Annotated in this window: 27 protein-coding genes; 19 read left to right on the top strand and 8 right to left on the bottom strand. The window is 66.3% G+C overall.

The genetic code is table 11. The annotated features are described in order from the left end of the window. Positions 1 to 19: 19 nt before the first annotated feature. Positions 20 to 415 (top strand): hypothetical protein, encoded by a 396-nt coding sequence (locus tag CY658_RS02810; RefSeq protein WP_143713535.1) that lies wholly within the window; start codon positions 20 to 22, stop codon positions 413 to 415. Positions 416 to 421: 6 nt separating this feature from the next. Here CY658_RS02810 and CY658_RS02805 read toward each other — a convergent pair whose 3' ends face one another. After that, a complete protein-coding gene (locus CY658_RS02805; RefSeq protein WP_099792625.1) occupies positions 422 to 724 on the bottom strand; it encodes a YfhL family 4Fe-4S dicluster ferredoxin in 303 nt (100 codons plus the stop codon). Positions 725 to 869: 145 nt separating this feature from the next. On the opposite strand from CY658_RS02805, the gene CY658_RS02800 reads away from it, so the two are divergent. The 11 genes from CY658_RS02800 to CY658_RS02750 all read left to right on the top strand — a co-directional run bounded on the left by CY658_RS02800 (position 870) and on the right by CY658_RS02750 (position 11154). Next, a complete protein-coding gene (locus CY658_RS02800; protein WP_101488764.1) occupies positions 870 to 1820 on the top strand; it encodes an ABC transporter permease in 951 nt (316 codons plus the stop codon). Then, positions 1817 to 2692, top strand: coding sequence for an ABC transporter permease (locus CY658_RS02795; RefSeq protein WP_101488763.1), 876 nt, complete (start codon positions 1817 to 1819; stop codon positions 2690 to 2692). Before CY658_RS02800 ends, CY658_RS02795 begins: the two co-directional genes overlap by 4 nt. 11 nt (positions 2693 to 2703) lie before the next feature. Continuing rightward, complete coding sequence (locus CY658_RS02790; protein ID WP_101488762.1) at positions 2704 to 3693, top strand: ABC transporter ATP-binding protein; 990 nt, start codon at positions 2704 to 2706, stop codon at positions 3691 to 3693. Continuing rightward, positions 3690 to 4511: an ATP-binding cassette domain-containing protein gene (locus CY658_RS02785; RefSeq protein WP_101488761.1), complete on the top strand. Its 822-nt coding sequence runs from the start codon at positions 3690 to 3692 to the stop codon at positions 4509 to 4511. The genes CY658_RS02790 and CY658_RS02785 overlap by 4 nt, the downstream gene beginning before the upstream one ends. 33 nt (positions 4512 to 4544) lie before the next feature. Next, entirely contained in the window at positions 4545 to 4763 is a 219-nt protein-coding gene (locus CY658_RS32325) for a hypothetical protein (RefSeq protein WP_143713533.1), read from the top strand. Between the two features lie 23 nt (positions 4764 to 4786). Continuing rightward, positions 4787 to 6274 carry an ABC transporter substrate-binding protein gene (locus tag CY658_RS02775; RefSeq protein ID WP_101488759.1) on the top strand — a complete coding sequence of 496 codons (1488 nt, stop codon included), beginning with the start codon at positions 4787 to 4789 and terminating at the stop codon, positions 6272 to 6274. Further along, a complete protein-coding gene (locus tag CY658_RS02770; RefSeq protein WP_180838844.1) occupies positions 6271 to 7701 on the top strand; it encodes an amidase in 1431 nt (476 codons plus the stop codon). The genes CY658_RS02775 and CY658_RS02770 overlap by 4 nt, the downstream gene beginning before the upstream one ends. Positions 7702 to 7970: 269 nt before the next feature. Further along, positions 7971 to 8774 (top strand): alpha/beta fold hydrolase, encoded by an 804-nt coding sequence (locus tag CY658_RS02765; RefSeq protein ID WP_180838843.1) that lies wholly within the window; start codon positions 7971 to 7973, stop codon positions 8772 to 8774. Between the two features lie 16 nt (positions 8775 to 8790). Next, positions 8791 to 9240 (top strand): phosphatase PAP2 family protein, encoded by a 450-nt coding sequence (locus CY658_RS02760; RefSeq protein WP_180838841.1) that lies wholly within the window; start codon positions 8791 to 8793, stop codon positions 9238 to 9240. Continuing rightward, the gene (locus CY658_RS02755) at positions 9237 to 10001 is read left to right on the top strand and encodes a UbiA family prenyltransferase (RefSeq protein ID WP_101488756.1); all 765 of its coding nucleotides are present in this window, start codon (positions 9237 to 9239) and stop codon (positions 9999 to 10001) included. Before CY658_RS02760 ends, CY658_RS02755 begins: the two co-directional genes overlap by 4 nt. Before the next feature lies 1 nt (position 10002). Then, positions 10003 to 11154 (top strand): glycosyltransferase, encoded by a 1152-nt coding sequence (locus CY658_RS02750; RefSeq protein ID WP_101488755.1) that lies wholly within the window; start codon positions 10003 to 10005, stop codon positions 11152 to 11154. A gap of 46 nt (positions 11155 to 11200) precedes the next feature. Here the strand turns inward: CY658_RS02750 and CY658_RS02745 are convergent, their stop codons facing one another. After that, the gene (locus CY658_RS02745) at positions 11201 to 12064 is read right to left on the bottom strand and encodes a LysR family transcriptional regulator (protein ID WP_101488754.1); all 864 of its coding nucleotides are present in this window, start codon (positions 12062 to 12064) and stop codon (positions 11201 to 11203) included. Positions 12065 to 12191: 127 nt separating this feature from the next. Between CY658_RS02745 and CY658_RS02740 the strand changes: the two genes are divergently transcribed. The 6 genes from CY658_RS02740 (at position 12192) to CY658_RS02715 (ending at position 17985) form a co-directional block, all read left to right on the top strand. Next, the gene (locus tag CY658_RS02740) at positions 12192 to 12590 is read left to right on the top strand and encodes a tautomerase family protein (protein ID WP_101488753.1); all 399 of its coding nucleotides are present in this window, start codon (positions 12192 to 12194) and stop codon (positions 12588 to 12590) included. A 50-nt stretch (positions 12591 to 12640) separates the two neighbouring features. Then, positions 12641 to 14017: a tetratricopeptide repeat protein gene (locus tag CY658_RS02735; RefSeq protein ID WP_101488752.1), complete on the top strand. Its 1377-nt coding sequence runs from the start codon at positions 12641 to 12643 to the stop codon at positions 14015 to 14017. A gap of 157 nt (positions 14018 to 14174) precedes the next feature. After that, a complete protein-coding gene (locus CY658_RS02730) occupies positions 14175 to 14492 on the top strand; it encodes a hypothetical protein (RefSeq protein WP_143713531.1) in 318 nt (105 codons plus the stop codon). A 402-nt stretch (positions 14493 to 14894) separates the two neighbouring features. After that, on the top strand, positions 14895 to 15860 hold the full coding sequence (locus tag CY658_RS02725; RefSeq protein WP_257884636.1) for a T6SS immunity protein Tli4 family protein: 966 nt from the start codon (positions 14895 to 14897) through the stop codon (positions 15858 to 15860). Positions 15861 to 16171: 311 nt separating this feature from the next. Continuing rightward, positions 16172 to 16819 (top strand): hypothetical protein, encoded by a 648-nt coding sequence (locus CY658_RS02720; RefSeq protein WP_101488750.1) that lies wholly within the window; start codon positions 16172 to 16174, stop codon positions 16817 to 16819. Then, positions 16816 to 17985 (top strand): hypothetical protein, encoded by a 1170-nt coding sequence (locus CY658_RS02715; protein WP_143713529.1) that lies wholly within the window; start codon positions 16816 to 16818, stop codon positions 17983 to 17985. The genes CY658_RS02720 and CY658_RS02715 overlap by 4 nt, the downstream gene beginning before the upstream one ends. Positions 17986 to 18061: 76 nt before the next feature. Here CY658_RS02715 and CY658_RS02710 read toward each other — a convergent pair whose 3' ends face one another. After that, positions 18062 to 18760, bottom strand: a complete 699-nt coding sequence (locus CY658_RS02710; protein ID WP_101488748.1) for a histidine phosphatase family protein — start codon at positions 18758 to 18760, stop codon at positions 18062 to 18064. Positions 18761 to 18863: 103 nt separating this feature from the next. On the opposite strand from CY658_RS02710, the gene CY658_RS02705 reads away from it, so the two are divergent. Further along, positions 18864 to 19574: an alpha/beta fold hydrolase gene (locus tag CY658_RS02705; protein ID WP_180838840.1), complete on the top strand. Its 711-nt coding sequence runs from the start codon at positions 18864 to 18866 to the stop codon at positions 19572 to 19574. Between the two features lie 9 nt (positions 19575 to 19583). Here the strand turns inward: CY658_RS02705 and pcp are convergent, their stop codons facing one another. From pcp to coaD, 5 genes are read right to left on the bottom strand one after another with little or no spacing between them, the layout of a single operon-like run. After that, positions 19584 to 20255 carry a pyroglutamyl-peptidase I gene (gene pcp, locus CY658_RS02700; RefSeq protein ID WP_101488747.1) on the bottom strand — a complete coding sequence of 224 codons (672 nt, stop codon included), beginning with the start codon at positions 20253 to 20255 and terminating at the stop codon, positions 19584 to 19586. 5 nt (positions 20256 to 20260) lie between these two features. Continuing rightward, positions 20261 to 21001, bottom strand: coding sequence for a 5-oxoprolinase subunit PxpA (gene pxpA, locus CY658_RS02695; protein WP_101488746.1), 741 nt, complete (start codon positions 20999 to 21001; stop codon positions 20261 to 20263). 56 nt (positions 21002 to 21057) lie between these two features. After that, positions 21058 to 22056, bottom strand: a complete 999-nt coding sequence (locus CY658_RS02690) for a biotin-dependent carboxyltransferase family protein (RefSeq protein WP_101488745.1) — start codon at positions 22054 to 22056, stop codon at positions 21058 to 21060. Next, positions 22053 to 22700: a 5-oxoprolinase subunit PxpB gene (gene pxpB, locus CY658_RS02685; RefSeq protein WP_101490189.1), complete on the bottom strand. Its 648-nt coding sequence runs from the start codon at positions 22698 to 22700 to the stop codon at positions 22053 to 22055. The genes CY658_RS02690 and pxpB overlap by 4 nt, the downstream gene beginning before the upstream one ends. A gap of 40 nt (positions 22701 to 22740) precedes the next feature. Continuing rightward, positions 22741 to 23244 carry a pantetheine-phosphate adenylyltransferase gene (gene coaD / locus CY658_RS02680; protein WP_062481439.1) on the bottom strand — a complete coding sequence of 168 codons (504 nt, stop codon included), beginning with the start codon at positions 23242 to 23244 and terminating at the stop codon, positions 22741 to 22743. Positions 23245 to 23246: the final 2 nt, after the last annotated feature.

The following is a 23246-nucleotide window of genomic DNA, read 5'->3' as shown; positions in this document are numbered from 1 at the left end:
CGCGCTGTCCGCCGCCTCCATGGGCGCTTCAGCCCAGACCTGGCGATGCGGCAACACCTATTCCGACCAGCCGTGCGAGGGCGGGCGGACCGTGAAGGTAGACGACCGGCGCAGCGATGCGGACCGCAAGGCGTCGGAAGACGCCGCGCGCCGCAACGAACGCAGCGCCGGCCGGCTGGCGCGCAGCCGCCAGTCGCTGGAGCGGGAGGCGGTCAGCCAGGGCAGTGCCACGACCTTCGATGCGGGGCGCTTCACCACGAACGCGCAACCGCTCACGCCCGCCGAACGGGCCGCCCAGGCTCGCCAGCGCAAGCACACGGCCGACCCCCGCCCGACGAGCGCGCGCTTCAACAGCCCGTCGACCGGCGACGAAGCCCCGAAGGAAACAGCCAAGAAGAAAAAGAAGAAGGAGTAGCTCGGCTCAGACGGCGCCGGCTGACGACGGCGAGGCGGCATCCGACGCGGGCGGTGCCGCCTTGTCTGCCGTGAGGCGCACGTACTTCTGCAGCAGCGTCTCGCGGGTTTCCACATGGTCCGGGTTCACCGGGATGCAGGCCACCGGGCAGATCTGCACGCACTGCGGCTCGTCGAAGTGGCCGACGCACTCGGTGCACTTGTGCGGATCGATCTCGTAGAACTCGGCGCCCATGTAGATCGCATCGTTCGGGCACTCGGGCTCGCAGACATCGCAGTTGATGCATTCGTCGGTGATCATGAGGGCCATTCCCCGATTATCGGCGGACCGGGCGACTGCCCCGCTGCAGGTCTTGCGGAGCCCCCGCCAGCGTCAGGGCGGTCCGGCGAGGAGCGACAAAGTTCACAGTCGAGGCACGGTTGTTGCACCAGTCAGTTATGCTGCGGCCCGCCCCATGAGTCTGTTTCTATTCAAGCGCATCGCCACGCTGATCGGTACCCTGATCGGCGCCTCGGTCATCGTTTTCCTCGTCCTCGAGATCCTGCCCGGCAATGCCGCGCAGATGCTCATGGGCCCCGACGCCTCGCCCGATGCCGTTGCCGCCCTGGCCACCAAGCTCGGCCTCGATCAACCCGCCTGGACCCGCTACTGGCACTGGATCGCCGGCATGCTCACCGGCAACCTCGGCGACTCCTACGCCTACAGCTCGCCCGTCATCGACCTGATCCTCGAGCGCCTGGCCCTCACCGTGCCACTCGCCGTGATGGCGATGAGCCTGACGGTCGTGATCGCCCTGCTGGTCGGTGTGACAGCTGCCGCGCGCCACAACAAGCTTGGTGACGTCGGCCTCATGGGCATGGCGCAGGTCGGCATCGCCATTCCCAACTTCTGGTTCGCGATCCTGCTGATCCTCGTGTTCTCGGTGCAGCTGCAGTGGTTCTCCGCGGGCGGCTTCGAGGGCTGGGGCGAAGGCATCTTCGCGGGATTGAAATCGCTGCTGCTGCCGGCCTTGTCGCTCGCGGTGGTGCAGGCCGCCATCCTCTCGCGCATCACACGCTCGGCGGTGCTCGAGGTGATGCGCGAAGACTTCGTTCGCACGGCGCGCGCCAAGGGCGTGTCGCAACGCATGGTGCTGTGGACCCACGTGCTGCGCAACGCGATGATCCCCGTCATCACCGTCATGGGCATGCAGTTCTCGGAGCTGCTGGCCGGCACCATCGTGGTGGAGAACGTGTTCTACCTGCCGGGCCTGGGCCGGTTGATCTTCCAGGCCATCAGCAACCGCGACCTGATCGTGGTGCGCAACTGCGTGATGCTGCTCGCCGCGATGGTGGTCATCGTGAACTTCGTGGTCGACGTGCTCTATGCGGTGATCGATCCGCGCATCAAGGCGAGCGACGTATGAGCACGACCACCGTTCCGAGTGCTGCCGCGCTCAAGGTGCCGGGCTTCTGGCGCCGCGCCCTGCACCACCGCAGCTTCGTGATCGGCGGCGTGCTGAGCCTGCTGCTGTTGATCGCTGCCGTGCTCTCCCTGGTCTGGACGCCCTGGTCGCCTTACGCGATGGACATGGCGAACAAGATGCAGGGCCCTTCGGCCACGCACTGGCTCGGCACCGATGCCTTCGGTCGCGATGTGGCTTCGCTGCTGCTGGTGGGCGCACGTGCGTCCATCCTCGTCGGCGTGATTGCCGTGGGCATCGGCCTCGTGGTCGGCACGGCGCTGGGCCTGCTCGCGGCTGCGAGGCGCGGCTGGGTCGAGGAAGCAGTGATGCGCCTGTCGGACTTCACGCTCGCCTTCCCCGCCATCCTCTCGGCGATCATGATGACGGCCGTGTTCGGCGCCGGCATCGTCAACGCGATCGTCGCAATCGGCATCTACAACATCCCGACCTTCGCGCGCATCACGCGCGCCTCGGCCAACGCGATCTGGTCGCGCGAGTACGTGGCCGCGGCACGCGCCTGCGGCAAGGGATCGTTCGCGATCACCATGCAGCACGTGCTGCCGAACATCTCCGCCGTGCTGATCGTGCAGATCACGATCCGCTTCGCCATCGCCATCCTGGCGGAAGCGGCGCTGTCGTATCTCGGCCTCGGCACGCAACCGCCGCAGCCCTCGTGGGGCCGCATGCTCAGCGAAGCCCAGACCCTCATGTTCCAGCAGCCGCTGCTGGCCGTCTTCCCCGGCATGGCCATCGCCCTCGCGGTGCTCGGCCTGAACCTGATGGGCGACGGCCTGCGCGACCTGCTCGATCCGCGCCTGGCACGCGCGAGGTAAACAAGCACGTCATGGCGCTTCTCGAAGTCAACGACCTCCACATCGGCCTGCAGACGCAGCGCGGCCCGGCGGAAGCCGTGCGCGGCATTTCCTTCTCGCTGGAGCGCGGCGAAACGCTGGGCATCGTCGGCGAGTCGGGCTGCGGCAAGTCGATCACCGTGATGTCGCTCATGGGCCTGCTGCCGTCCACCGCGAAGGTCACGGGCAGCATCCGCTTCGATGGCACCGAGCTGGTCGGGCGCGACGAAAAGGACATGTGCCAGATCCGCGGCAACCGCATCGGCATGATCTTCCAGGAGCCGATGACGGCGCTGAACCCCGTGCACACCATCGTGCGCCAGGTCGGCGAACCGCTGCGGCTGCACCGCGGCCTGTCGAAGGCCGAGGCGCGCAAGGAAGTGCTCGCGCTGCTCGACCGCGTCGGCATTCCCGACGCCGCCTCGCGCCTCGATGCGTACCCGCACCAGTTCTCGGGCGGGCAACGCCAGCGCATCGGCATCGCGATGGCGCTGGCCTGCGGGCCCGACCTGCTGATTGCCGATGAGCCCACCACCGCGCTCGACGTGACGATCCAGAAGCAGATCCTCGAGCTCATCCAGGGCCTCGTGGCCGAGCGCGGCATGGCACTGATCCTCATCTCGCACGACCTCGGCGTGATCTCGCAGACGGTCTCGAAGATGCTCGTGATGTACGGCGGCAGCGTGGTCGAGAGCGGACCGACCGACGCCGTGTTCGCCAAGCGCGCCCACCCCTACACCCAGGGCCTGTTCGCCGCGCGCCCCGCCATCGGCGCGCCGCGCGGCCTGCGCCTGGCCACCATCCGCGGCAGCGTGCCCGAGCTGGTCGACCTGCCGCCGGGCTGTCCGTTCGCGGGCCGCTGCGCGTACACGGTGGATGCCTGCCACACCACGCGGCCGTCCGCCACGGTGCTGCCGCCGGACCACGCGGTGCGCTGCATCCGCCTCGAAGAAATTGCGGCCGAGCAGGCCGTCGCGCCATGAATTCATCGACCCCGCTGCTGCAGGTGACCGACCTCGTGCGGCACTACGCCCTGCCGCGCGAAAAGCTCTTCGGCCCGCCGCCCACCGTGAAGGCCCTCAACGGCGTGAGCTTCGCCGTGCAGGCCGGCAAGAGCCTGGGCATCGTCGGTGAATCGGGCTCGGGCAAGTCGACCATCGCGCGCCTCGTGATGGCGCTGGACACACCCACCTCGGGCAGCGTCGCGCTCGAAGGCCGCAACCTGCACACGCTGTCGAAGGCAGACCTGCGCACGGCGCGACGCGACTTCCAGATGGTCTTTCAAGACCCGTACGGCTCGCTCGATCCGCGCCAGACCGTCGCGCGCATCGTCGCCGAGCCGCTCGAAGCACTGGCCGAAACGCGCCGTGCCGAGCAGCGCGAACGCGCCGCCGAAGCGCTCGCGGCCGTGGGCCTGCGCACCACCGACCTCGACAAATACCCGCACGAGTTTTCCGGCGGCCAGCGCCAGCGCATCGCCATTGCACGTGCCCTCATCACGCGACCCAAGCTCATCGTGGCCGACGAACCGGTGAGCGCGCTCGACGTGTCCGTGCAGGCCCAGGTGCTCAACCTCATGCAGGACCTGCAGCAGCAGTTCGGCATCAGCTACCTGCTCATCAGCCACGACCTCGCGGTGGTCAACCACCTGTGCGACGACGTGTGCGTGGTGTTCAAGGGCCAGATCGTGGAGCAGGGACCGCCGGCCGATCTGTTCCACCATGCACAGCACCCGTACACCCGCACATTGCTGTCGGCGGTGCTGCACACGCCGCCCGGCGGCACGCTGCGCGCCGCCTGAAGTCACCGGGGCGCGGCCTCGGACACATCGGTCATGAGCATCTGGTGGCGCAAGCGCCTGGCTTCGCGCAAGATCGCTCGCCCATCCGGGAACGTCCCGAGGAAATACCGCCCGCGCCGGCGCGCACCGGAGGGCCTGCTGCGAGAGAATGATCCGCTGCACGTGGCATCTTTCGTGCTGTGTGTCTTTCTTTCGTGGCGCTGCGCTTCCCTCTGGGGCACGGTGCGCGCCGAAGCAGTCATTCGACACTGACCGTTTTCCGGAGATCACCCCGTATGTTGAACCGTCGCACCCTCCTTACCACCGCCGGCGCCACTGTCGCCCTGGCCACTCCGCTGGCCGGCATGGCGCAAGGCCGGAAGGACGCCATCGTGATCGGCATGGCCCTGGAGCCGCCGGGCCTGGACCCGACCACCGGTGCCGCCGCTGCCATTGCCGAGGTCGTGCAATACAACATCCTGGAAACGCTGACCAAGATCAACGTCGACGGCAGCGTCACGCCGCTCTTGGCCGAGAGCTGGGAAATCTCGCCCGACCTGAAGACCTACACCTTCAAGCTGCGCAAGGGCGTGAAGTTCCAGAACGGCGAGCCCTTCAACGCGTCCACCGTCAAGTTCGCGTTCGACCGCGCCGGCGGCGAGAAGAGCACCAACAAGGACAAGCGCACCTTCGCCAACCTCGCTACGCAGGTGGTCGACGAGCACACGGTCGTGGTCATCAACAAGGAGATCGACCCCGACCTGCCCTTCGTGCTGGGCCAGGCCACGGCCGCCATCGTCGAGCCCAAGAGCGTCGACGGCAACGCCACCAAGCCGATCGGCACCGGCCCCTACAAGCTGGACAGCTGGGCCAAGGGCTCGTCGATCACGCTGAGCAAGTGGGAAGGCTTCCGTGCACCCGCCGTCGCCAAGATCAACAAGGTCACCTTCCGCTTCATCTCGGACACCGCCGCGCAGGCCGCCGCCGTGCTCTCGGGCGACGTCGACGTGTTCACGCGCATCGGCACGCGCGCCGTGCCGCAGTTCCGCAACAACCCGCAGTTCCAGACCATCCTGGCCGGTTCGCGCGCCAAGACCATCCTCTCGATCAACAACAAGAAGAAGCCGCTCGACGACGTGCGCGTGCGCCGCGCCATCCTCGCGGCCATCGACCGCAAGGCCTTCATCGAGGGCGCGGCCGACGGCCTGGGCGTGCCGATCGGCAGCCATTACGTGCCGGGCGCCGCGGGCTATGTCGACACCACGGGCATCAACCCCTTCGACATCGAGAAGGCCAAGAAGCTGCTCGCCGAGGCCGGCGTGAAGACCCCGCTCGAACTGCGCATGACCCTGCCCCCGCCGCCGTATGCGCGCCAGGGCGGCGAAGTCATCGTGGCCCAGCTCGCCAAGATCGGCATCAACGTGAAGATCCAGAACGTCGAGTGGGCGCAGTGGCTCAGCGGCACCTACGGCAACAAGGACTACGACCTGTCGATCATTTCGCACGTCGAGCCCTTCGACCTCGGCAACTACGCCAAGCCCGACTACTACTGGGGCTACCAGTCGAAGGCCTTCGACACGCTGTTCGACAAGATCAAGTCCACCGGCAACGCGGCCGAGCGCAACAAGCTGCTGGGCGAGGCGCAGAAGCTGCTGGCCACCGACGCGGCCAACGGCTTCCTCTACCAGCCGCAGTTCCCGACCGTGGCGAAGAAGAACGTCAAGGGCCTCTGGAAAGAGAACCCGATCTTCGTGAACGACCTGTCCGCGCTGTCGTGGGGATGAGCCCCGCAGTGTCTGACCCCTCCCTGCCTTCGTTGAGCGACCTGTCGGCACAGGAGCTGTCCGCGGCCTACCGCGAGAAGCGCCTGTCGCCGGTCGAGGTGACGCGCGCCGTCATCGCGCGCATCGAGCACTGCGAGCCCCGGCTGCAGGCCACGTGGCTGTTCCGGCCCGAGGCCGCGCTGGAGCAGGCACGCGCCTCGGAGCAGCGCTGGCAGCGCGGCGATGCGCGCGGTCCGCTCGACGGCGTGCCGACCACCATCAAGGAAAACATCGCCACGCGCGGTGACCCGCTGCCCGCGGGCACCGCCGCCGTCGACCTCATGCCCGCCGCCGCCGACGCCCCACCGGCTGCACGCCTGAAGGAGGCCGGCGCCGTCATCGTCAGCAAGACCACCATGCCCGACTACGGCATGCTGTCGTCGGGGCTGTCGAGCTTTCACACGCTGGCGCGCAACCCCTGGGACCTGAGCCGCACGCCGGGCGGTTCCAGCGCCGGCGCCGGTGCCGCTGCGGCGGCGGGTTACGGTCCGCTGCACCTGGGCACCGACATCGGCGGCTCGCTGCGGCTGCCTGCGAGCTGGTGCGGCATCTTTACGCTCAAGCCCAGCCTGGGGCGCATCCCGATCGATCCGCCCTACATGGGCCGCGCCGCCGGCCCCATGACGCGCACCGTCGGCGACGCCGCGCTCATGATGCAGGCGCTGGCCCGGCCCGACGCGCGCGACAGCATGAGCCTGCCCGCGCAGGACATCGACTGGGCCGCGTTCGACGTCGCGCCCGACCACCTGCGCGGCCTGCGCATCGGGCTGCTGCTCGACGCCGGCTGCGGCCTCGCGGTCGAACCCGAGATCCAGGCCGCGGTCGAGCTGGCCGCGCGCCTGTTCGAAAAGGCCGGCGCCATCGTCGAGCCGATGCAGCCCTTCATGTCGCAGGCCCTGCTCGACGGCATGGACCACCTGTGGCGCATGCGCTCGCTCGTGGACCTGAAGGCCCTGCGCCCCGACCAGCGCGCCAAGGTGCTGCCCTACATCCGCGAATGGGCCGAGAGCGCCGCCGAATTCAGCGGCGAGCATGTGTTCCGCAGCTTCAGCCAGTTCCACGCGACGCGCGTCACCACGGTGAACGCCTGCGCCCGCTTCGACTACGTGATCTCGCCGGTGTCGCCCAACATGCCGGCGGCGGCCGAGGCGCCCTCGCCCACCAACGACCCGCTGCGGCCGCTGGAACACATCGGCTTCACCGTGCCGTTCAACATGTCGGAGCAACCGGCCGCATCGGTGAACTGCGGGTACTCGGCCGGCGGTCTGCCGATCGGGCTGCAGATTGCAGGACAGCGCTTCGATGATCTCGGCGTGCTGCGCGTGGCGCGCGCGTTCGAGCAGATCCGGGAAGTGCAGCGGCCCTGGCCTGAAATGCCTGGGCGCTGAGTCCGTCGCCTGACGCGCCCGGTCCACGGGCGCAGACGCACGAATCGCGCCGTACCGTGAAGAACTGCCTCCGCTGCCGGAGGCATCCCCCGCACAATCCGCCGTCGTCACGACCTTGTCACAGGTCGGGCGACTGAAGATCAACAAAACGGGGGAAATGCAATGCACACATGGCGTGCTGCGGCGTCGGCGCTCGCTTGCAAAAAAGAAAAAGAAGGCCGCTCTCTGCAGGGCAGGCCGAGGACATCGGAACACCAAGCCGGTGCCGTATGCAAGAAGTGCTAGTCCGCCAGAAGATCGCTCTTCAGAAGAACGAGTTCAAGGCCGGCCGCGAAACGCTCATCTTCATTCACGGCCTTGCTGGCAGTTCCAGCGCCTGGTCGGATCATGTGAATGGCTTTTCAAGCCAGTTCAATCTCGTCCTGCTGGACCTCCGGGGCCACGGAAAGTCGCATCGTTACCCGGCGTTCTCCGACTACCTGCCGTCGCATTTTTCGGAAGACATCGATGCCGTGTTTTCCGACCTTTCGATCTCGGATGCGACGCTCGTCTCACACTCTTTCGGCTGCCTTGTCGCATTGGAGTACGCCGCGACAAGGCCCGACCGGATAAAGAAGGTCGTTTTCATTTCTCCCCGGTTCGGCGCCCCGAACAGGGTGCTTCTCTTCGCTTCATGGGCAGCATCGGTGCCGGTGAAATTCATCGGAAAGCTTCTTTCGGGATCGTCAATTCCAAGGCGCCTTGACTACAAGGATTTCCCACGGAACACAGATTTCAACCCCAAGCGGATGTGCGGCGACATTGCCAACACGGGTCTGCGCACCTACCTCCACTGCATCAGACACGCGCTGCGCCTGGACCATGAACGGAAGGCTTCTCTGGTCGGGTGTCCAGTGCTGCTTGTCCACGGTGATGCAGACCGAGTCTTTCCATTCGCGCACGCGCTGCATGCGCAGAAGGTCATGCCGCATGCCCGACTGGTTCGTGTTCCGAAAGCGAATCACGTCGTGGTACTGACCCACATCGATCTGCTGCATGACGAAATCGAGCGCTTTGTCTCGGCCTCCGTCTAACAGGGAAGAAAAAACAATGCACAAGAAAGAACGCGCCATTCACTGCGTCACGTTCCTTGGAACACCTCCCTTTTATTTTCTTGCGTCATTGCCGTTGTTGATTTTTGGCTTCAGGCTGGTCCTTGCGTATTACCTGGCGGTCATGGCCACCGAACTGGTGTGCGCCGTCATCAAGCTCCTGACACGCACAGAGAGACCGATTCCAAGAAAACGGCTCACTCTGTACGACCAATACGACGCGTCCACATTTCCCAGCGCCCATACGGCACGAATCGCCTCCAACGCGACCGTCGTCTTCTTGTTCTTTCAGGGCGCATGGCTGGCTGCCCTGGGTTGCATGCTGGTCGTTCTCGTCGCATACAGCCGCGTCGCGCTTCAACACCATTTCGTCAAGGACGTGGTAGTTGGCGCATTGGTGGGCATCGTGATCTCCACATTGATCTACCGATCGGTGTTCACCGCATGACGCCTTACCTCAAGCTGATGCGGTTTCATTTCCACATCTCGTTCATCAGCGTCATTGCCGGAGCGCTTTTCTTTGCCGAGCCCGATTTTCGTTTTCCGGTGACAGCGATTTTTCAGTGCTACGTCCTCTTCAACGTGTTGCTGTATGGCGGCATCTATACCTTCAACGACATCATTGATGTCGCAGCGGATGCGGCGCATGGAACGAAGAAGAATCGCCCGCTGCCATCGGGACAGCTCGGTATCGGACCGGCATCTCTGTTCTGCGCGCTTCTGATCGGCGTCTCGCTGTACTTTTCCCAGCGCCTTTTCTCGAACGATGTCTTGCTGATCTTTTTGGCTTTCGTCGCAGCCAATGCGGCCTATACCCTGGCACTCAAGAAGATCCCCTATGCGGGCCTTTCCATAGTTGCGTTGACCCATACCTTGCGGCTTGTTCTTGGGATCGTGATTGCCAACGGATCGCCTGATCCGTACTTTTTCGGTGCGTTCTACGCCATGCTTTTTTGCATCGCAGTGACGATCCATGGAACGTACAACGTCAAGCCCGAAGACAAGAAGTACTACCCCCGCTGGGCGCTGATCGCTTGCCAGATCGCGTGCTCGATATTCATCGTCGGCCTGGCGATGCATGCAAGTCCTTCATCCGTGTCATGGCGAATCCTGCTCGTTGTTTTTTCAGTGTTCGTGGCGAGCTCGCATCTGCATTTCATGCGCCATCCCCTCGCCGTGCTCTTCATGGCCAAAGAAAAGAAAAAATGACATGCGCGTGCTAATGGTTTCGGACGTTTTTCTTCCTCGCATCAACGGCGTATCGATATCGATCGACACGTTCCGCCGCACCCTGGAGTCCCAAGGCGTAGAGGTCATCGTCCTCGCCCCACGCTATGGCAATGAGAACGACGAGGCCCGTGTCATCCGGGTGGAGGGCCGCCCCTTGTTCGGTGATCCGGAAGACCGCCTGCTCTCGTGGAAGGCCACGTATCGCGCGGTGCTTGATGCGGCTCGCAACTGCGACGCGATTCACATCCAGACGCCGTTCGTTGCGCACTTCGCGGGTCTGCGCGTCGCCCGTTCACTGAACCTACCGGTTCTGTCCACCTACCACACGTTCTTCGAGGAATATCTGCATCACTACGTCCCGCTGATCCCCGCGAGACTTCTTCGATTCGCCGCGCGCACTTTCAGCCGCAGCCAATGCAATGCAATGGACGCAGTGATCGTTCCCTCATCTTCCATGCAGCACCGACTGACGAGCTATGGCGTATGCACGCCGCTCCACGTGATGCCTACGGGCGTGCCCCTCAAGAAATTTGCAGCGGGACAAAGGGATAGGTTCCGACAACGCTACGGCATTGCTAGCGATCGCCCGGTTGCACTTTTTGTCGGCCGCGTGGCCCATGAAAAGAACATCGGCTTTCTACTCGATGCCTGGGCACAGGCACGTGCCCGTCAACCCAACCTGCTGCTTCTGATAGCGGGAGATGGCCCGGCCCTCGGTGCACTCAAGGAGCAGGCGCATACCCTGAGTCTGGGAGAGTCCGTGATCTTCCTCGGCTATCTCGACAGCACAGAAGAACTGCCTGATTGCTATGCGGCAGCTGACGTATTTGTCTTCACATCCCGCACGGAGACACAAGGACTGGTCTTGCTCGAGGCAATGGCCGCAGGGCTACCGGCCATCGCCTTGTCAGAAATGGGAACAACCGACATCCTCGGCGCCGGTCTAGGCTGCCTGACACCTCCGGCGGAAGCTGCAGCTTTCGCACAAGCCATTCTTCGCTTCTTCTCCGATGCGCCTCTGCGCGCACGCTTGCGCCAGGAGGCACTGGCGCTCGCGCTCGACTGGTCGGACGACGCCTGGGCGCGGCGTCTCGCGAACCTGTACCAAGCGCTGATCGCTAAACAACGCTAGGAAGAGGCGAAGGCCATGCACCCGCATCACGCCTCGCCACGAGCAATCACCCTAGCTGCGACGACAGCATCTCCCGCGCCCGCGTCACGAACGCGGTCTCCCCCCGCCGCGCGGGCAACCACTGGAACGCCACGCGAGGCAGCGCCGGAAGCCCATGCGGCGGCGCGAGCCGCGCGATGCCGTCGCCGATCGCCGATTCGTTGAGGCAAGCCACGCCCAGGCCTGCCGCCAAGGCCGACTGAAGGCCCGCCACGCCTGACGCCACGTGCGCCAGCACGTAGGGCACGCGGCGGCGGCGCAGCAGGGCCACGGTGAACTGGTGCAGCGAGCAGGTGTCGGGCAGCGCCAGCAGCCGCACCGGCTCGCTGCGCACCACGCGCAGGCCGGCCGCACCGAGCCACGCCAGCGATTCGCGCCGCAGCACCGCGCCGCTGCCGCTCGCTGCCGCATTGGCGCCTGCGATGTTCATGGCCAGCCCCACGTCGAAATCGCCGTGCGCGTAGGCGGCGCGCAGCGCGTCGCTCTTCAGGATGGTCACGTGCAGCCGCACCTGCGGATAGCGCTCGCCGAGCCGCCCGAGCAGGCGGGTGAGGTCGCCGGGGCGGAAGTAGTCGGTCACGGCCAGCCGCAGTTCGCCCTGCAGGGTTTCGCCGCGCAGGTCGCGAAAGGCCTCGTCGCTCAGCGCGAGGAGGCGCCGCGCATGGCCCAGCAGCCGCATGCCCGCCTCGGTGGGCACCACACCGGCCTTGCTGCGCGTCAGCAGCGACTGGCCGGCGCGCTCCTCGAGCTTGCGGATCTGCTCGCTCACCGAGGACTGCGACAGGTACACGCGCGGCGCCGCGGCCGTGAGGCTGCCGGCGTCGGCCACCGCCACCAGGGTGCGCAACTGTTCGAGGTCGAAGCCTTGCATGGTGTCTGCCTATCCATTCGGTTATCCGATGGATTTCATCATATCTTCCCGCTTTTCCGATGACGAGGCTGTGCCCACAATCACCCCATCGACCCCTAGTTCTTCACCCCCCAAAAAGGAGTTCACCATGCCCCACATCGTCGTCCACCTCTCCGGCCAGCCTGACGCCGCCCTCACCCGCAAGACCGTCGACACAGTCGCCGAGCTCACGCAGAGCGTGCTGGGCAAGGCGCTGTCGGTCATCGCCGTCACGGTGCAGTACATCGCCGCCGACAGCTGGTTCATCGGCGGGCAGTCGCTGGCCGAACTCGGCAAGTCGGCCTTCCACCTGGACATCAGCGTGACCGACGAGACCAACACCAAGGCCGAGAAGGCGCGCTACCTGCGCGAGGTGTATGCGGCCATGGCGGCGCTGCGGCCCAACCTGCACGAGGTCTCTTACATCCATGTGATCGATGCGCGCGGCGCGGCCTACGGCTACGGCGGCAAGACACAGGAGTACCGCCACCAGCAAGCGGGCGTCTAGGGCGTCTCGCAGGGACTTGAAAGACGCCGAGGGCGTGGCACCATGCCGCCATGCCCTCCCACGGAACCCCGCTCGCCGCCGACAGCCTCGGCAATCCGCTCACGCTCGACGACGCCGCCAGCCTCGCGTTGGTCGACGACTTCGTCATGGGCTTCATTTCGACCGAGGCGCGCGCCGTGAATCTGCTGGCGCTGGCCGAGCACGATGCCAGCCCGATCGTGCAGGCCTACTGCGCGACGCTGCACCTGTTCGCCGAATCGCGCGAGGCCGCGGCCAACGCGCGGCCCTTCCTCGACAAGGCGCGCGCCGGCGCCGGCCGCGCCACGCCGCGCGAGCAGCGCTACATCGCCGCGGTCGAAGCCTGGGCCGATGGCGACATCGCGCGCGCCATCACGCTGCATGCCGAGCAGGCGCGCGAGCATCCGCGCGACCTGGTCTCGGTGAAGCTCGGCCAGTACCACTGCTTCAACACCGGCGACTGCCCCGGCATGCTGCGGCTCGCGCTCGCGGCGCTGCCGGCCGCGGCCGAGGTGCCCTACGTGCACGGCATGGCGGCCTTCGGCTACGAGCAGTGCCACCTGCTGCGCGAGGCCGAGGCCAGCGCGCGCCGCGCGATCGGCCTGTGCCGCAAGGAGCCCTGGGCGCACCATGCGCTGGCGCACGTGATGCTCACCGAAGGCCGGCTGGCCGAGGGGCTGGCGTTCATGCAGAGCGTGAGCGACACCTGGACCGGACTCAACTCCTTCATGGTTACGCACAACTGGTGGCATGTGGCGCTGTTCCTCATCGACCTGGGGCGCAACGCCGAAGCGCTCGCGGTGTACGACGAACACGCCTGGGGCGTGGTGAAGGACTACTCGCAGGACCAGATCGGCGCTGTGTCGCTGCTCGCGCGGCTCGAGCTGGCGGACATCGACGTCGGTGCGCGCTGGGACGACGTGGCCGACCACCTGCGGCAGCGCCAGGCCGACCACGTGCTGCCCTTTCTCGACCTGCAGTACCTCTACGGCCTGGCGCGCGCCGGCCGGCCCGAGGCCGAGGTGCTGCTGCACAACATCGAGGCCTTCGCGCCCGTCGCGCCGGCGTCCACGCGCGCCGCGTGGCAGCGCGTGTGCGTGCCGGCCGCGCGCGGCCTCGTGGCCCATGCGCGCGGCGATGTGGCGGGCGCGGTCGAGGGCCTGGGTGTGGCGCTGCCGCGCATGATCGAGATCGGCGGCAGCCATGCGCAGCGCGACCTGTTCGAGCAGCTGTACCTCGACGCGCTGGTGCGCACCGGCACCGAGTCCGCGCTCGCTGGGGCGCAGAGCCTGCTGCAGCAACAGCTCAACGGCCAGCCCGAATCGCTGCGGCTGCGGCGGCAGGCGGATGCGGTCTACGCGCGGCTGGGGCTGGGAGAGCTTACCGGAGGTGCCCCGACGTTGATCTGAACGAGACAACCTCAACCGCACCCTCCGCGGTTTTGCAAACTACTCCGCACTCTCTTTGAGTTTGTCCGCCGGCAGGCGCCGCGTGACCATTGTTTGCTTTGGTGCAGCGTGCACACGCCCCAGACTTTTTGACCGATCACTCGTCAAGGTCTCGTGCGTGTCTTCCCTCTTCACCATCTCGCGAACCGTCTGCGTCAGCAGCGCCGCCATGCCCAGCTTGCTGGGCAGTCCCGCACTGGAATTCAAATCCCTCGACGGTCGCGAAGCGTTGGGGGAGCTCTTCGAATACACCGTGCGGCTGCAGACCCCCGACAGCCCGGCGCTCACCGACTACGTCACCGCCAATATTCCGGTCAAGCAACTGATCGGCAAGGAGTTCGGCATTCGCCTCGAACTCGACGGCAAGGGCTTTGGCGTGGCTGCCCGCACGGGCGCAGGCACACGCGAGATCAGCCCCTGCCTCTTCACTCAGTGACGAGGAAGCCATCGCCTTGTGGGACAAACTGCTCGACGGGTTCAAGTTCCGCGTGGCCGTGCCGGGCGCACCGGCCGATGCGGTGGCGATCAAAAAAGGAAGCTGATGATGACAAGCAACTCAACACCCATGCATCGCCGGACCTTGCTCGCATTGGGCGTAGCAGCGGCCCTGCCGATCCCGTCCCTGGCATCGACTCGAACCATCGCCGAATTGGCGGAAGCACCCGCAAACGGCCTTTGGAGGCCCATCAGCTCCTTTGAAAAGCGCTGAACCGGTTTCGCACAAATCAAGTTCGGGATCGATTGCCGGGGCGCTGTGCAACAACGTGCGCATTGCCAATGCCTGCGACCCCGCATGGTGGGCCAAGAAGGAATGGGACTACCCCCCGAAGGAAGAGCAATGAAGGACGCAACCATGAACCCGCGCATCGAGAGACTGTTCGAACACACCAAACTGCTGTGCTTCGGGCGCTATGTGCTGACCGTGCCCGTGGATTCGCGTCTCGCCTTTGGGCGCGACTTCCCGACCTTGCCCAACCAGGCCAAGGACATCGAGAAGGTCATGAAGGCCGAGCGGGCGAAGATTCTGGCGGCCGAGAAGACCGCCGAGATCACCTACTTCGGCAAAGGGCCTGCTCCAAACACGTGGCTGATTCGGTCCTATATGGATGACACGGCCAAGAAACTTGAGCTGGAAGGCTTTCGCTTCTACTACCTCGTCGGACCCCACATCTTCATGGACAGTGATGCAACGGCTAAGAGTCAAAAGGTGACAGCGTCATCTTTGCTCGCAGACGCTGTGGAAACCGCCAAGAATCTGCGCGCGCGCGAACCGGACGAGGTTCCCACCGATCAGGGCCTTTGCCACGAATACGGATTCACTTACGACGCCTCGTTCAGCAGCGCCCTCTCGCAGGTCGGCCTGCACATGGCCGCATTGCCCGACGTGGTCTTCAGCGTCGAAAGCAATCAGGCCGCCAGCACCCGAGGCAGCAACGGCTACGGCTTGCTCAAGCTGATCGACGACCGCAAGCGCGAAGCAGGCAGCAGCTACCCCCAGCTCACCACCTTGCGCGAGGGAAAGAAGAACGTCCACGGCTGGGCCGGTGAAGAGTCGCTGGTGCGCTACCCCGACGGGACGCAGGAGTTCGAATGGATGTTTATCGGCGAGAGCGGCAATGTCGCCCGCCCGGCGCGGCTGGACGTGACGATGCACACCAAGGTCGCGTCGGATCGTGTGGGCGCAGCCCCAGCCTCTTCACTCAGTGACGAGGAGGCCATTGCCTTGTGGGACAAGCTGTTCGACGGGTTCAAGTTCCGCGTGGCCGTGCCGGGCGCGCCGGCCGATGCGGTGGCGATCAAATGAGGCAACCATGGGTGACCGGCAACGCAACGCCAACGCGCCGACAGGTTTTGCTCGCATTGGGTGCGATGGCGGCTCTTCCCATCTCTTCCCACGCTTCGATGCCAAGCATCGTCAAGTTTGCGGACGAACCCACCAATATCCTGTGGCGGCCTGCCGGCTGCCTATGGGAGCGGACCGCTGTACACGAACGACACAGTCCTCGCATTCAGTCGCCGTCGCTGTGACGCGCCGGCATCGTGGTTTCGATCCATTTGTTCAATGACCTTGCGCAATTTCGATCGCTTACTTGAATTCAAACCAAGGACCGATCGATGAAAAATATGCCACAGCAGAGACCTCTCGGCCATATCCTTTCGCCTTTCAGGGATCGCGAAGTCTATGTACTCGCGGCTCTCCACGAATCGCAGTGTCACTATGTCACTGAAGTCGTGCCCGAGGGCGACGCACTGTTGTGCTTTCTATCGCTGATCGATGCGCACATCGAGAGGGCCTTCCGGACAATGCAGGGACAAGGTCTGCAGTACCGTGTGATGGCGGGCTCGACTGTCCCCGTCGGCAGACTCGCGGTACCGAACGGCCTGCTGATGGCCAGCTTGCACCTTGCCTGGTTGACGAAAAACAGGCGGCTGATGGTGCGCCCGAGCGGTACGCCATGCCAGTATGTACGCTCCCTGGTGCTTGCGCCGACTCCTTCGGCACCTTGCACATTCGAGGTGGACGATGGCTCGTTGGCTGCCGTGGATCGCCTGCACGAATCCGGCGGACTTTTTTCATGGTGCGAGATAAACGATACGCCCTGGAGTTGGGAGCCCGCGGGACTGTACAAGCTTGCCGAACGGGCGGTTCGCTCGTCGCAGGCATTCGTTCATCCGGGAGGTGCGATCGACAACTACGAATTTGGGCTCTTCGATCCAGAGTTTGAGCAGTGGCACTTCGTGCCAAGCACGGTAGCCGAATGAAGGCACGCACGGCACGCAAACAACCTGTGGAGATCGATCCAGCCTGCCGGCTCGTGCAGCAGCGCTTGGACTCCGTGGGCCTGTGGTTTACCGAGCCCATCGTGCATGAAATGTTCGTGCTGTCCGGGCGCAGCTTGAATGAACCTTTTCGAAATCTTCCAGTGCCGGTGGCATTTCGCGCCTGCGGTGGATTGCGGGCCTGGAATTCGGTTTTCGAAGCGCTGCCTGCCTCGCGATCCGTTCGCGACATGGCCGGCGACCCGGATGAACTAGTAGTGGATGTGCAAGAAACGCTGAATGCCCTGATGCAAGCCATATGCCGTTGCGACGCAACGGACGATGAGACGCTCAGGGAAGCAAGCTACTACGCGCAGGGTCGGATGGCACACGCCAGCCTCGCTTTGTCATTCTGGCTGCGCGGAGGCACGCTGTATGAGCCGACACCCGCCTTGGGAGGTTTGCTAGGCGGCGTCGACCTCTCGCTGGACCTTCCGATAGGCCTGCTGCGCCCGCCGGCCAATGCCATGTGCATTCTTGTTCCCATAGAACAGCGCAAGCGCTGTGCAGATGTGGAATCGATTTTTGTGTTTACCTCCAAGCCGAAGTGCGCGGAGCCTGGGCGCGTAGAGCGCGCAATCACGCTTTACGCGGCAAGACGGAAAGACAACGAAGTCACCCAGGTGCGCGATTTGCGGATGAACATCGGCGACGAGACATGCGCGGTGCACCATCTGCTAGCGAGGGCCATGAAGCGCCGCGAGCGGGAAAGCGATGACGAGTACGCGAGCATTCAAGTGCTGTGGCCTGCAGTGCTCGACTACACGGTCAAGACCTTGCTGTATCTGAGCCTGGACGATGCCACGATCTCGCAAGATCGGACCTATAGCAATGCGCCGAAAACCTTTCCTGGCCTGGGCAGACGCAAGCGTGAACTCAGGCAGGCACAGATTGAGCAGCTTTATGACCGATACATCGTCGGCCCCACCAGGCCCGACGATTGGGCTGGCGCGCAAGCTGGCGAATTGAGCCTGGACGGCCAAATATCACCGCATTGGCGGCGCGGTCACTTTCGCCAGCAGGTGCACGGGCCGCAGGGCAAACAACGCAAACTGATTTTCATCAAGCCAACATTGATACGTGCCGACCTGCTCGGGACAGTTCAATAGGGAAGGGAAGTCGGCAACCATGGCACGGGCATTTGGCGAGTCCGGTCATCGAACAAGACCACGCCAGAATTCGCCCTCAGTCCTTGCTCTTCAGGTGCCGCCGCTGGTCGTAGGTCGGCTGCGGCGGCATATCGACCAGGTGGCGCGTGTCGGCCCACTCGACGATTTCGATGGCGTCCGGCGCGGCCGGGTCGGCGATGCGGATGCGGTTGAAGCCCGCATTCGGAATCTCGCTCTGGCGCGGGCCGCTGAGGCTCAGGCCGCGCGCGGTGCGCCACACCATGTCGAGCACGCCGCCGTGCGTGACGACGACCAGGCGCTGGCCGCGGTGCGCGGCGGCCACCGTGCCGAGCGCACCGATCACGCGCGCATGGAACTCGCGCGCGCTCTCGCCCTGCGGCATGGCGTGGTCTTCGCGGAACTCCAGCCACTCTTCCCAGGCGCGCGGATGCTGGCTCTGGATCTCGTCGGCCCGCAAGCCCTCGACTACGCCGAAGTGCTGTTCGCGCAATGCCACCGAGGTGACCACTTGCAGCGACAGCTGCTGCGCCGCGGGCGCCGCGGTCTGCTGGGCCCGCATGAGGTCGCTGCTGATGAGGTGCTGTGCCGTCTCGCCCGCCAGACGCAGGCCAAGGCGGCGCGCCTGCTCGTGGCCGATGTCGTTGAGCGGCACGTCCGCATGGCCCTGGAAGCGCAGCTCGCGGTTCCAGGCGGTCTCGCCGTGGCGGATCAGGATGAGGTCGGTGGGGGCGGAGTCGGGGGTGCTGGAGGACATTGCATGCATTGTCCCCCGAGTGCATGACATGGCGGCTTCGTGCCAACCCGCTGTTGCACCACTGCCACCTCGTACACGCCGTCCGATCGCGCAGAATCAGCCCATGCCTCATCTTGTCCTGCTGCCCGGCCTTGCCTGCGACGAACGCCTCTGGGAGGCCCAGTTGCCCGCACTTCCCGCCGCCTTCGGCGCCCGCGTGAGCGACGTCCAGACGCGCCACGACACCATCGAAGGCATGGCCAGCGCCGTGCTGCGCGAACACGACGGCCCGCTGGTGCTGTGCGGCGCGTCGATGGGCGGCATGGTCGCGATGGAAGCGGCGCGCCAGGCGCCCGAGCGCATCGCCGGATTGATGCTGCTGGGCACCAGCGCACGGCCCGAGACGCCCGACATGTTCACGCTGCGCGAAGGCGCCATCGAATGGTTCGAGCGCGGTGAGGTGCGCGAGATCATCGAGCCCAACGTCGCCTTCGCCTTCCATGCCGCGCAGGCCGCCAACCCGGCGCTGGTGCAGCGTTATCTCGACATCGTGCTCGGCGCCGGCGCGGCCCAGCTCATCCGACAGAACCACGCCGTGATGCGCCGCCCCGACGCACGCACACACCTGGCCCTGCTGCGCGCACCGGTGCTGCTGATGTGCGGCGACGACGACCGCCTCGCGCCGCCCGAATGCACCCGCGAGATGGCGGCGCTGCTGCCGCGCGCCGAGGTGGTGTGGGTGCCGCAGTGCGGCCACATGCTGACGATGGAGAAGCCTGCGTTCGTCAACACGGCGCTCAACGCCTGGCTGGGCAAGCACTTCCCGAACGCTTGAGAGCCCCGGTCAGTGCAACTGGCCGCCGGTTTCCGCGACGTCCTGCTTCACAGCCAGCGCGGTCTTCACGGTGATGCGCAACGCATCCACCAGCGTTTCGAGCGCCATGCTCGGCGCGCCCGGAAAGCGCGCCGCCTGCGCCGGCAGGTAGGGAATGTGGATGAAGCCGCCACGCACGCCCTTCGCCGCCGCGTGCGTCGCGATGTGGTGCATCAGCCCGTAGAAGAGGTGGTTGCACACGAAGGTGCCCGCGCTGTTCGACACCGAGGCCGGCACGCCGCCCGCGCGCAGTTCGCGCACGATGGCCTTCACGGGCAAGCTTGAGAAGTAGGCGGCGGGTGCGCCGGGCACCACCGGCACGTCGATCGGCTGGCGGCCGAGGTTGTCGGGCACGCGGGCGTCGTCGACGTTGATGGCGATGCGCTCCGGCGTGAACTCGGCGCGGCCACCGGCCTGGCCGATGCAGATCACCAGCGTCGGCTGGAGCTCGTCCATCGCGCGGTCGAGCGCGTCGAGCGCCTCGCCGAAGACGCAGGGCACGAGGCGCGCATGCACCGTGGCGCGGCCGCAGGTCCAGCCGTCGAGCGAGCGCACGGCTTCCCATGACGGATTGAGCAGCTCCTGCTCGAAGGGCTCGAAGCCCGTCAGCAAAACCGAGGGAGAAGCGCGCTTCGCCGGCATCGCATTCAGGCCATTGCGCGGACGGTGATGCCTTCCTGCTGCAACCGCTCGCGGATGCGCCGCGCGAAAGCCAGCGCGTGCGCGCCGTCGCCATGCAGGCACACACTCTGGGCGTTGACGGCCACAGTGCTGCCGTCGATGGCGACCACGCGGTGGTCGCGCACCAGCGACAGGGTCTGCGCCAGCGACTGCTCTTCGCTCTCGATGAGCGCGCCGGGCTGGCTGCGCGGCACGAGGCTGCCATCGGGCATGTAGCCGCGGTCGGCAAACACTTCTTCGACGGGCTGCAGGCCGGCACGGCGGGCCGCGTCGATCATGTTGCTGCCCGCGAGGCCGAAGAACTTGAGCGAGGGATCGAAGCGACGCACCGCCTCGCACAGCGCCTCGGCCAGTTCGGGCTCTTTCACCGCCTGGTTGTAGAGCTGGCCGTGCGGCTTCACGTGCGCGAGCCGGCCGCCCTCGGCCTTGACGATCGCAGCCAGCGCGCCGACCTGGTAGAGCACGTTCGCCACGATCTCCTCGGGCGGCAGGTGCATGGTGCTGCGGCCGAAGTTCTCTCGGTCGGGAAAGCTCGGGTGCGCGCCGATCGCCACGCCGTGCGCCATGGCCCAGCGCACGCACTGCTGCATCGTCTTGGCATCGCCCGCGTGCCAGCCGCAGGCGATGTTGGCGGAACTCACGAGGCCGAGCAGCGCTTCGTCGCTGCCGGCGCCTTCGCCGAGGTCGGCGTTCAAGTCGATCTGCATGGGATGTTCTCCGTCTCGTGGGGCAGGTGCGGGAGCAACCTGCGCTGACCGACAGTCTAGGCCGCGCCGGGCCAGCCCGCAGCGGCGAGCCCCTGCGCCACTTGCGCCAGGTAGCGCTGCTGCCCGGCCCAGGCCGCGAGCGCATGCGTCAGGTCGGTGCGCACCAGCCGCAGCCGGCCGCCGAGCGGCGCCTGCGCGAGCTTCCAGAGGTCGGCGCGGATCACCACGCCGATGCGCGGGTAGCCGCCGGTGGTCTGCGCGTCGCCCATGAGGATGATCGGCTGGCCCGAAGGCGGCACCTGGATCGTGCCGGGAATCACGCCCGACGACAGCATGTCGCCGCCCGCCTTGCGCTGCAGCTCGGCGCCGGCGAGCCGGCTGCCCATGCGGTTGCTCTGCGGCGTGATGCGCCAGCGCTCGTTCCACAGCAGCGCCTGCGCGTCGGACGTGAACAGGTCGAACTCGGGGCCGGGCAGCACGCGCAGCGCGAGCGCGCCGTCGGCCTCGGCCGAGCCCCAGTCGGGCGCGCGCAAGCCGAAAGGCCGGCGCGCACTTTGGTTGGCATCGAGGCGCGAAGCGCCCAGCGCGAGCCGGTCGCCCTTGCGCAATGCACGACCGTCGTGGCCGCCGAAGCCGGCCTTGAGGTCGGTGCTGCGCGAGCCGAGCACCGGCGCCACGTCGATGCCGCCCGCTACCGCGAGCCAGCTGCGCAGGCCGGCCTTCGGTGTGCCGGGCGCGTTGGCGCCGGCGAGCCGCAGCGTCTGGCCGGCGCGCACGGGCACGCTCCAGCAGGGCCACAGCGGCATGCCGTCGAGCGTGGCACCGAAGTCGTCGCCGGTGAGCGCGATGCGGGTGTCGGTCTCGAACTGCAGCTCGCAGCCGCCCAGGGTGAATTCGATGCCGGCCGCCGCGTCGGCGTTGCCGGCCAGCCGGTTCGCCAGCGTGAGCGCGAGCATGTCGAGCGCGCCGCCCGGGCAGATGCCGAGCTGGCGCAGGCCGGGCCGCCCGAGGTCCTGCACCGAGGCATGCACGCCGGGTTTGCGCACGAGGATCATGTCTGCAGGCTTTCGACGACGAAGCGCACGCGGTCGCCCGGACGCAGCAAGGTGGGCGACTCGGCCGACGGGTCGAACAGCTCGAGCGGCGTGCGGCCGATGAGCTGCCAGCCGCCCGGCGACACCAGCGGGTAGATGCCGGTCTGCTCGCCGCCGATGCCGACCGAGCGCGCGGGCACGGCCGTGCGCGGTTCGGCGCGGCGCGGTGTCGCGAGTTCGGGCGACAGCCCGCCCATGAAGGCGAAGCCCGGCAAGAAGCCGAGCAGGTAGACCACGTAGTCGCCGCCGCTGTGGCGACGCACCACCTCGGCCGCCGACAACCCGGTGTGGGCCGCCACGTCGGCGAGGTCCGGGCCGTGCTCGCCGCCGTAGGCCACGGGAATCTCGATGCGCCGCCCTTCGGCGGCATGGGCCGCGAGCCCCGGCCAGGCCTGGAGCACGCGCGCCGCGAGTTCCTCGAACGCCACGGCGGTCGGATCGAAGGTCAGCGTGAGGTTGTTCATGCCCGGCAGCGCCTCGCCGACGCCGGGCCAGGCCAGCACCTCGGCGGCCAGCGCCCAGATGCGCTGCTGCTGCGCCAGCGTGGCGGGCGCGGGCAGGTCGCACACCAGCGCCGCATCGCCCAGCGGATGCAGGCGGGGCAAGGGGGTGTTGCTCACCTCCGCGCGAAGCCTGGGAGCGGGTTCATTCCCTGCCGAGGCTGCGGACTTTGGCCGTGAGCTGCTGCTCGACGTTCGGCGAGACGAACTTGTTGACCTCGCCGCCGAGCATGGCGATCTCGCGCACGAAGGTGCTCGAGATGAACTGGTACTTGTCGCTCGGCGTCAGGAACACGGTCTCGACATCGGGCATCAGCGAGCGGTTCATGCCGGCGAGCTGGAACTCGTAGTCGAAGTCGGTCACGGCGCGCAGGCCGCGCACCATGGCCTTGCCGCCGCGCGCGACGACGAAGTCGCGCAGCAGGCCCGAGAAGCTCTCGACCGTGACCTGGTCGCTGTAGGGCTTCACCGCCTCGCGGGCCATGTCCATGCGCTCGGAGAGCGTGAACAGCGCCTTCTTGTGATGGCCCGCCGCGACGGCGACGATCACCTTGGAGAAGAGTTGGGTTGCACGCCGCACCACGTCCTCGTGACCGAGGGTGATGGGGTCGAAAGTGCCGGGATAAACCGCGATCACGTTGCTGGCCATGG

Origin of the sequence: Variovorax sp. RO1 (assembly GCF_002849325.1) — a bacterium.
Lineage (GTDB): Bacteria > Pseudomonadota > Gammaproteobacteria > Burkholderiales > Burkholderiaceae_C > Variovorax.
This window is presented reverse-complemented; position numbering and strand designations above follow the sequence as displayed.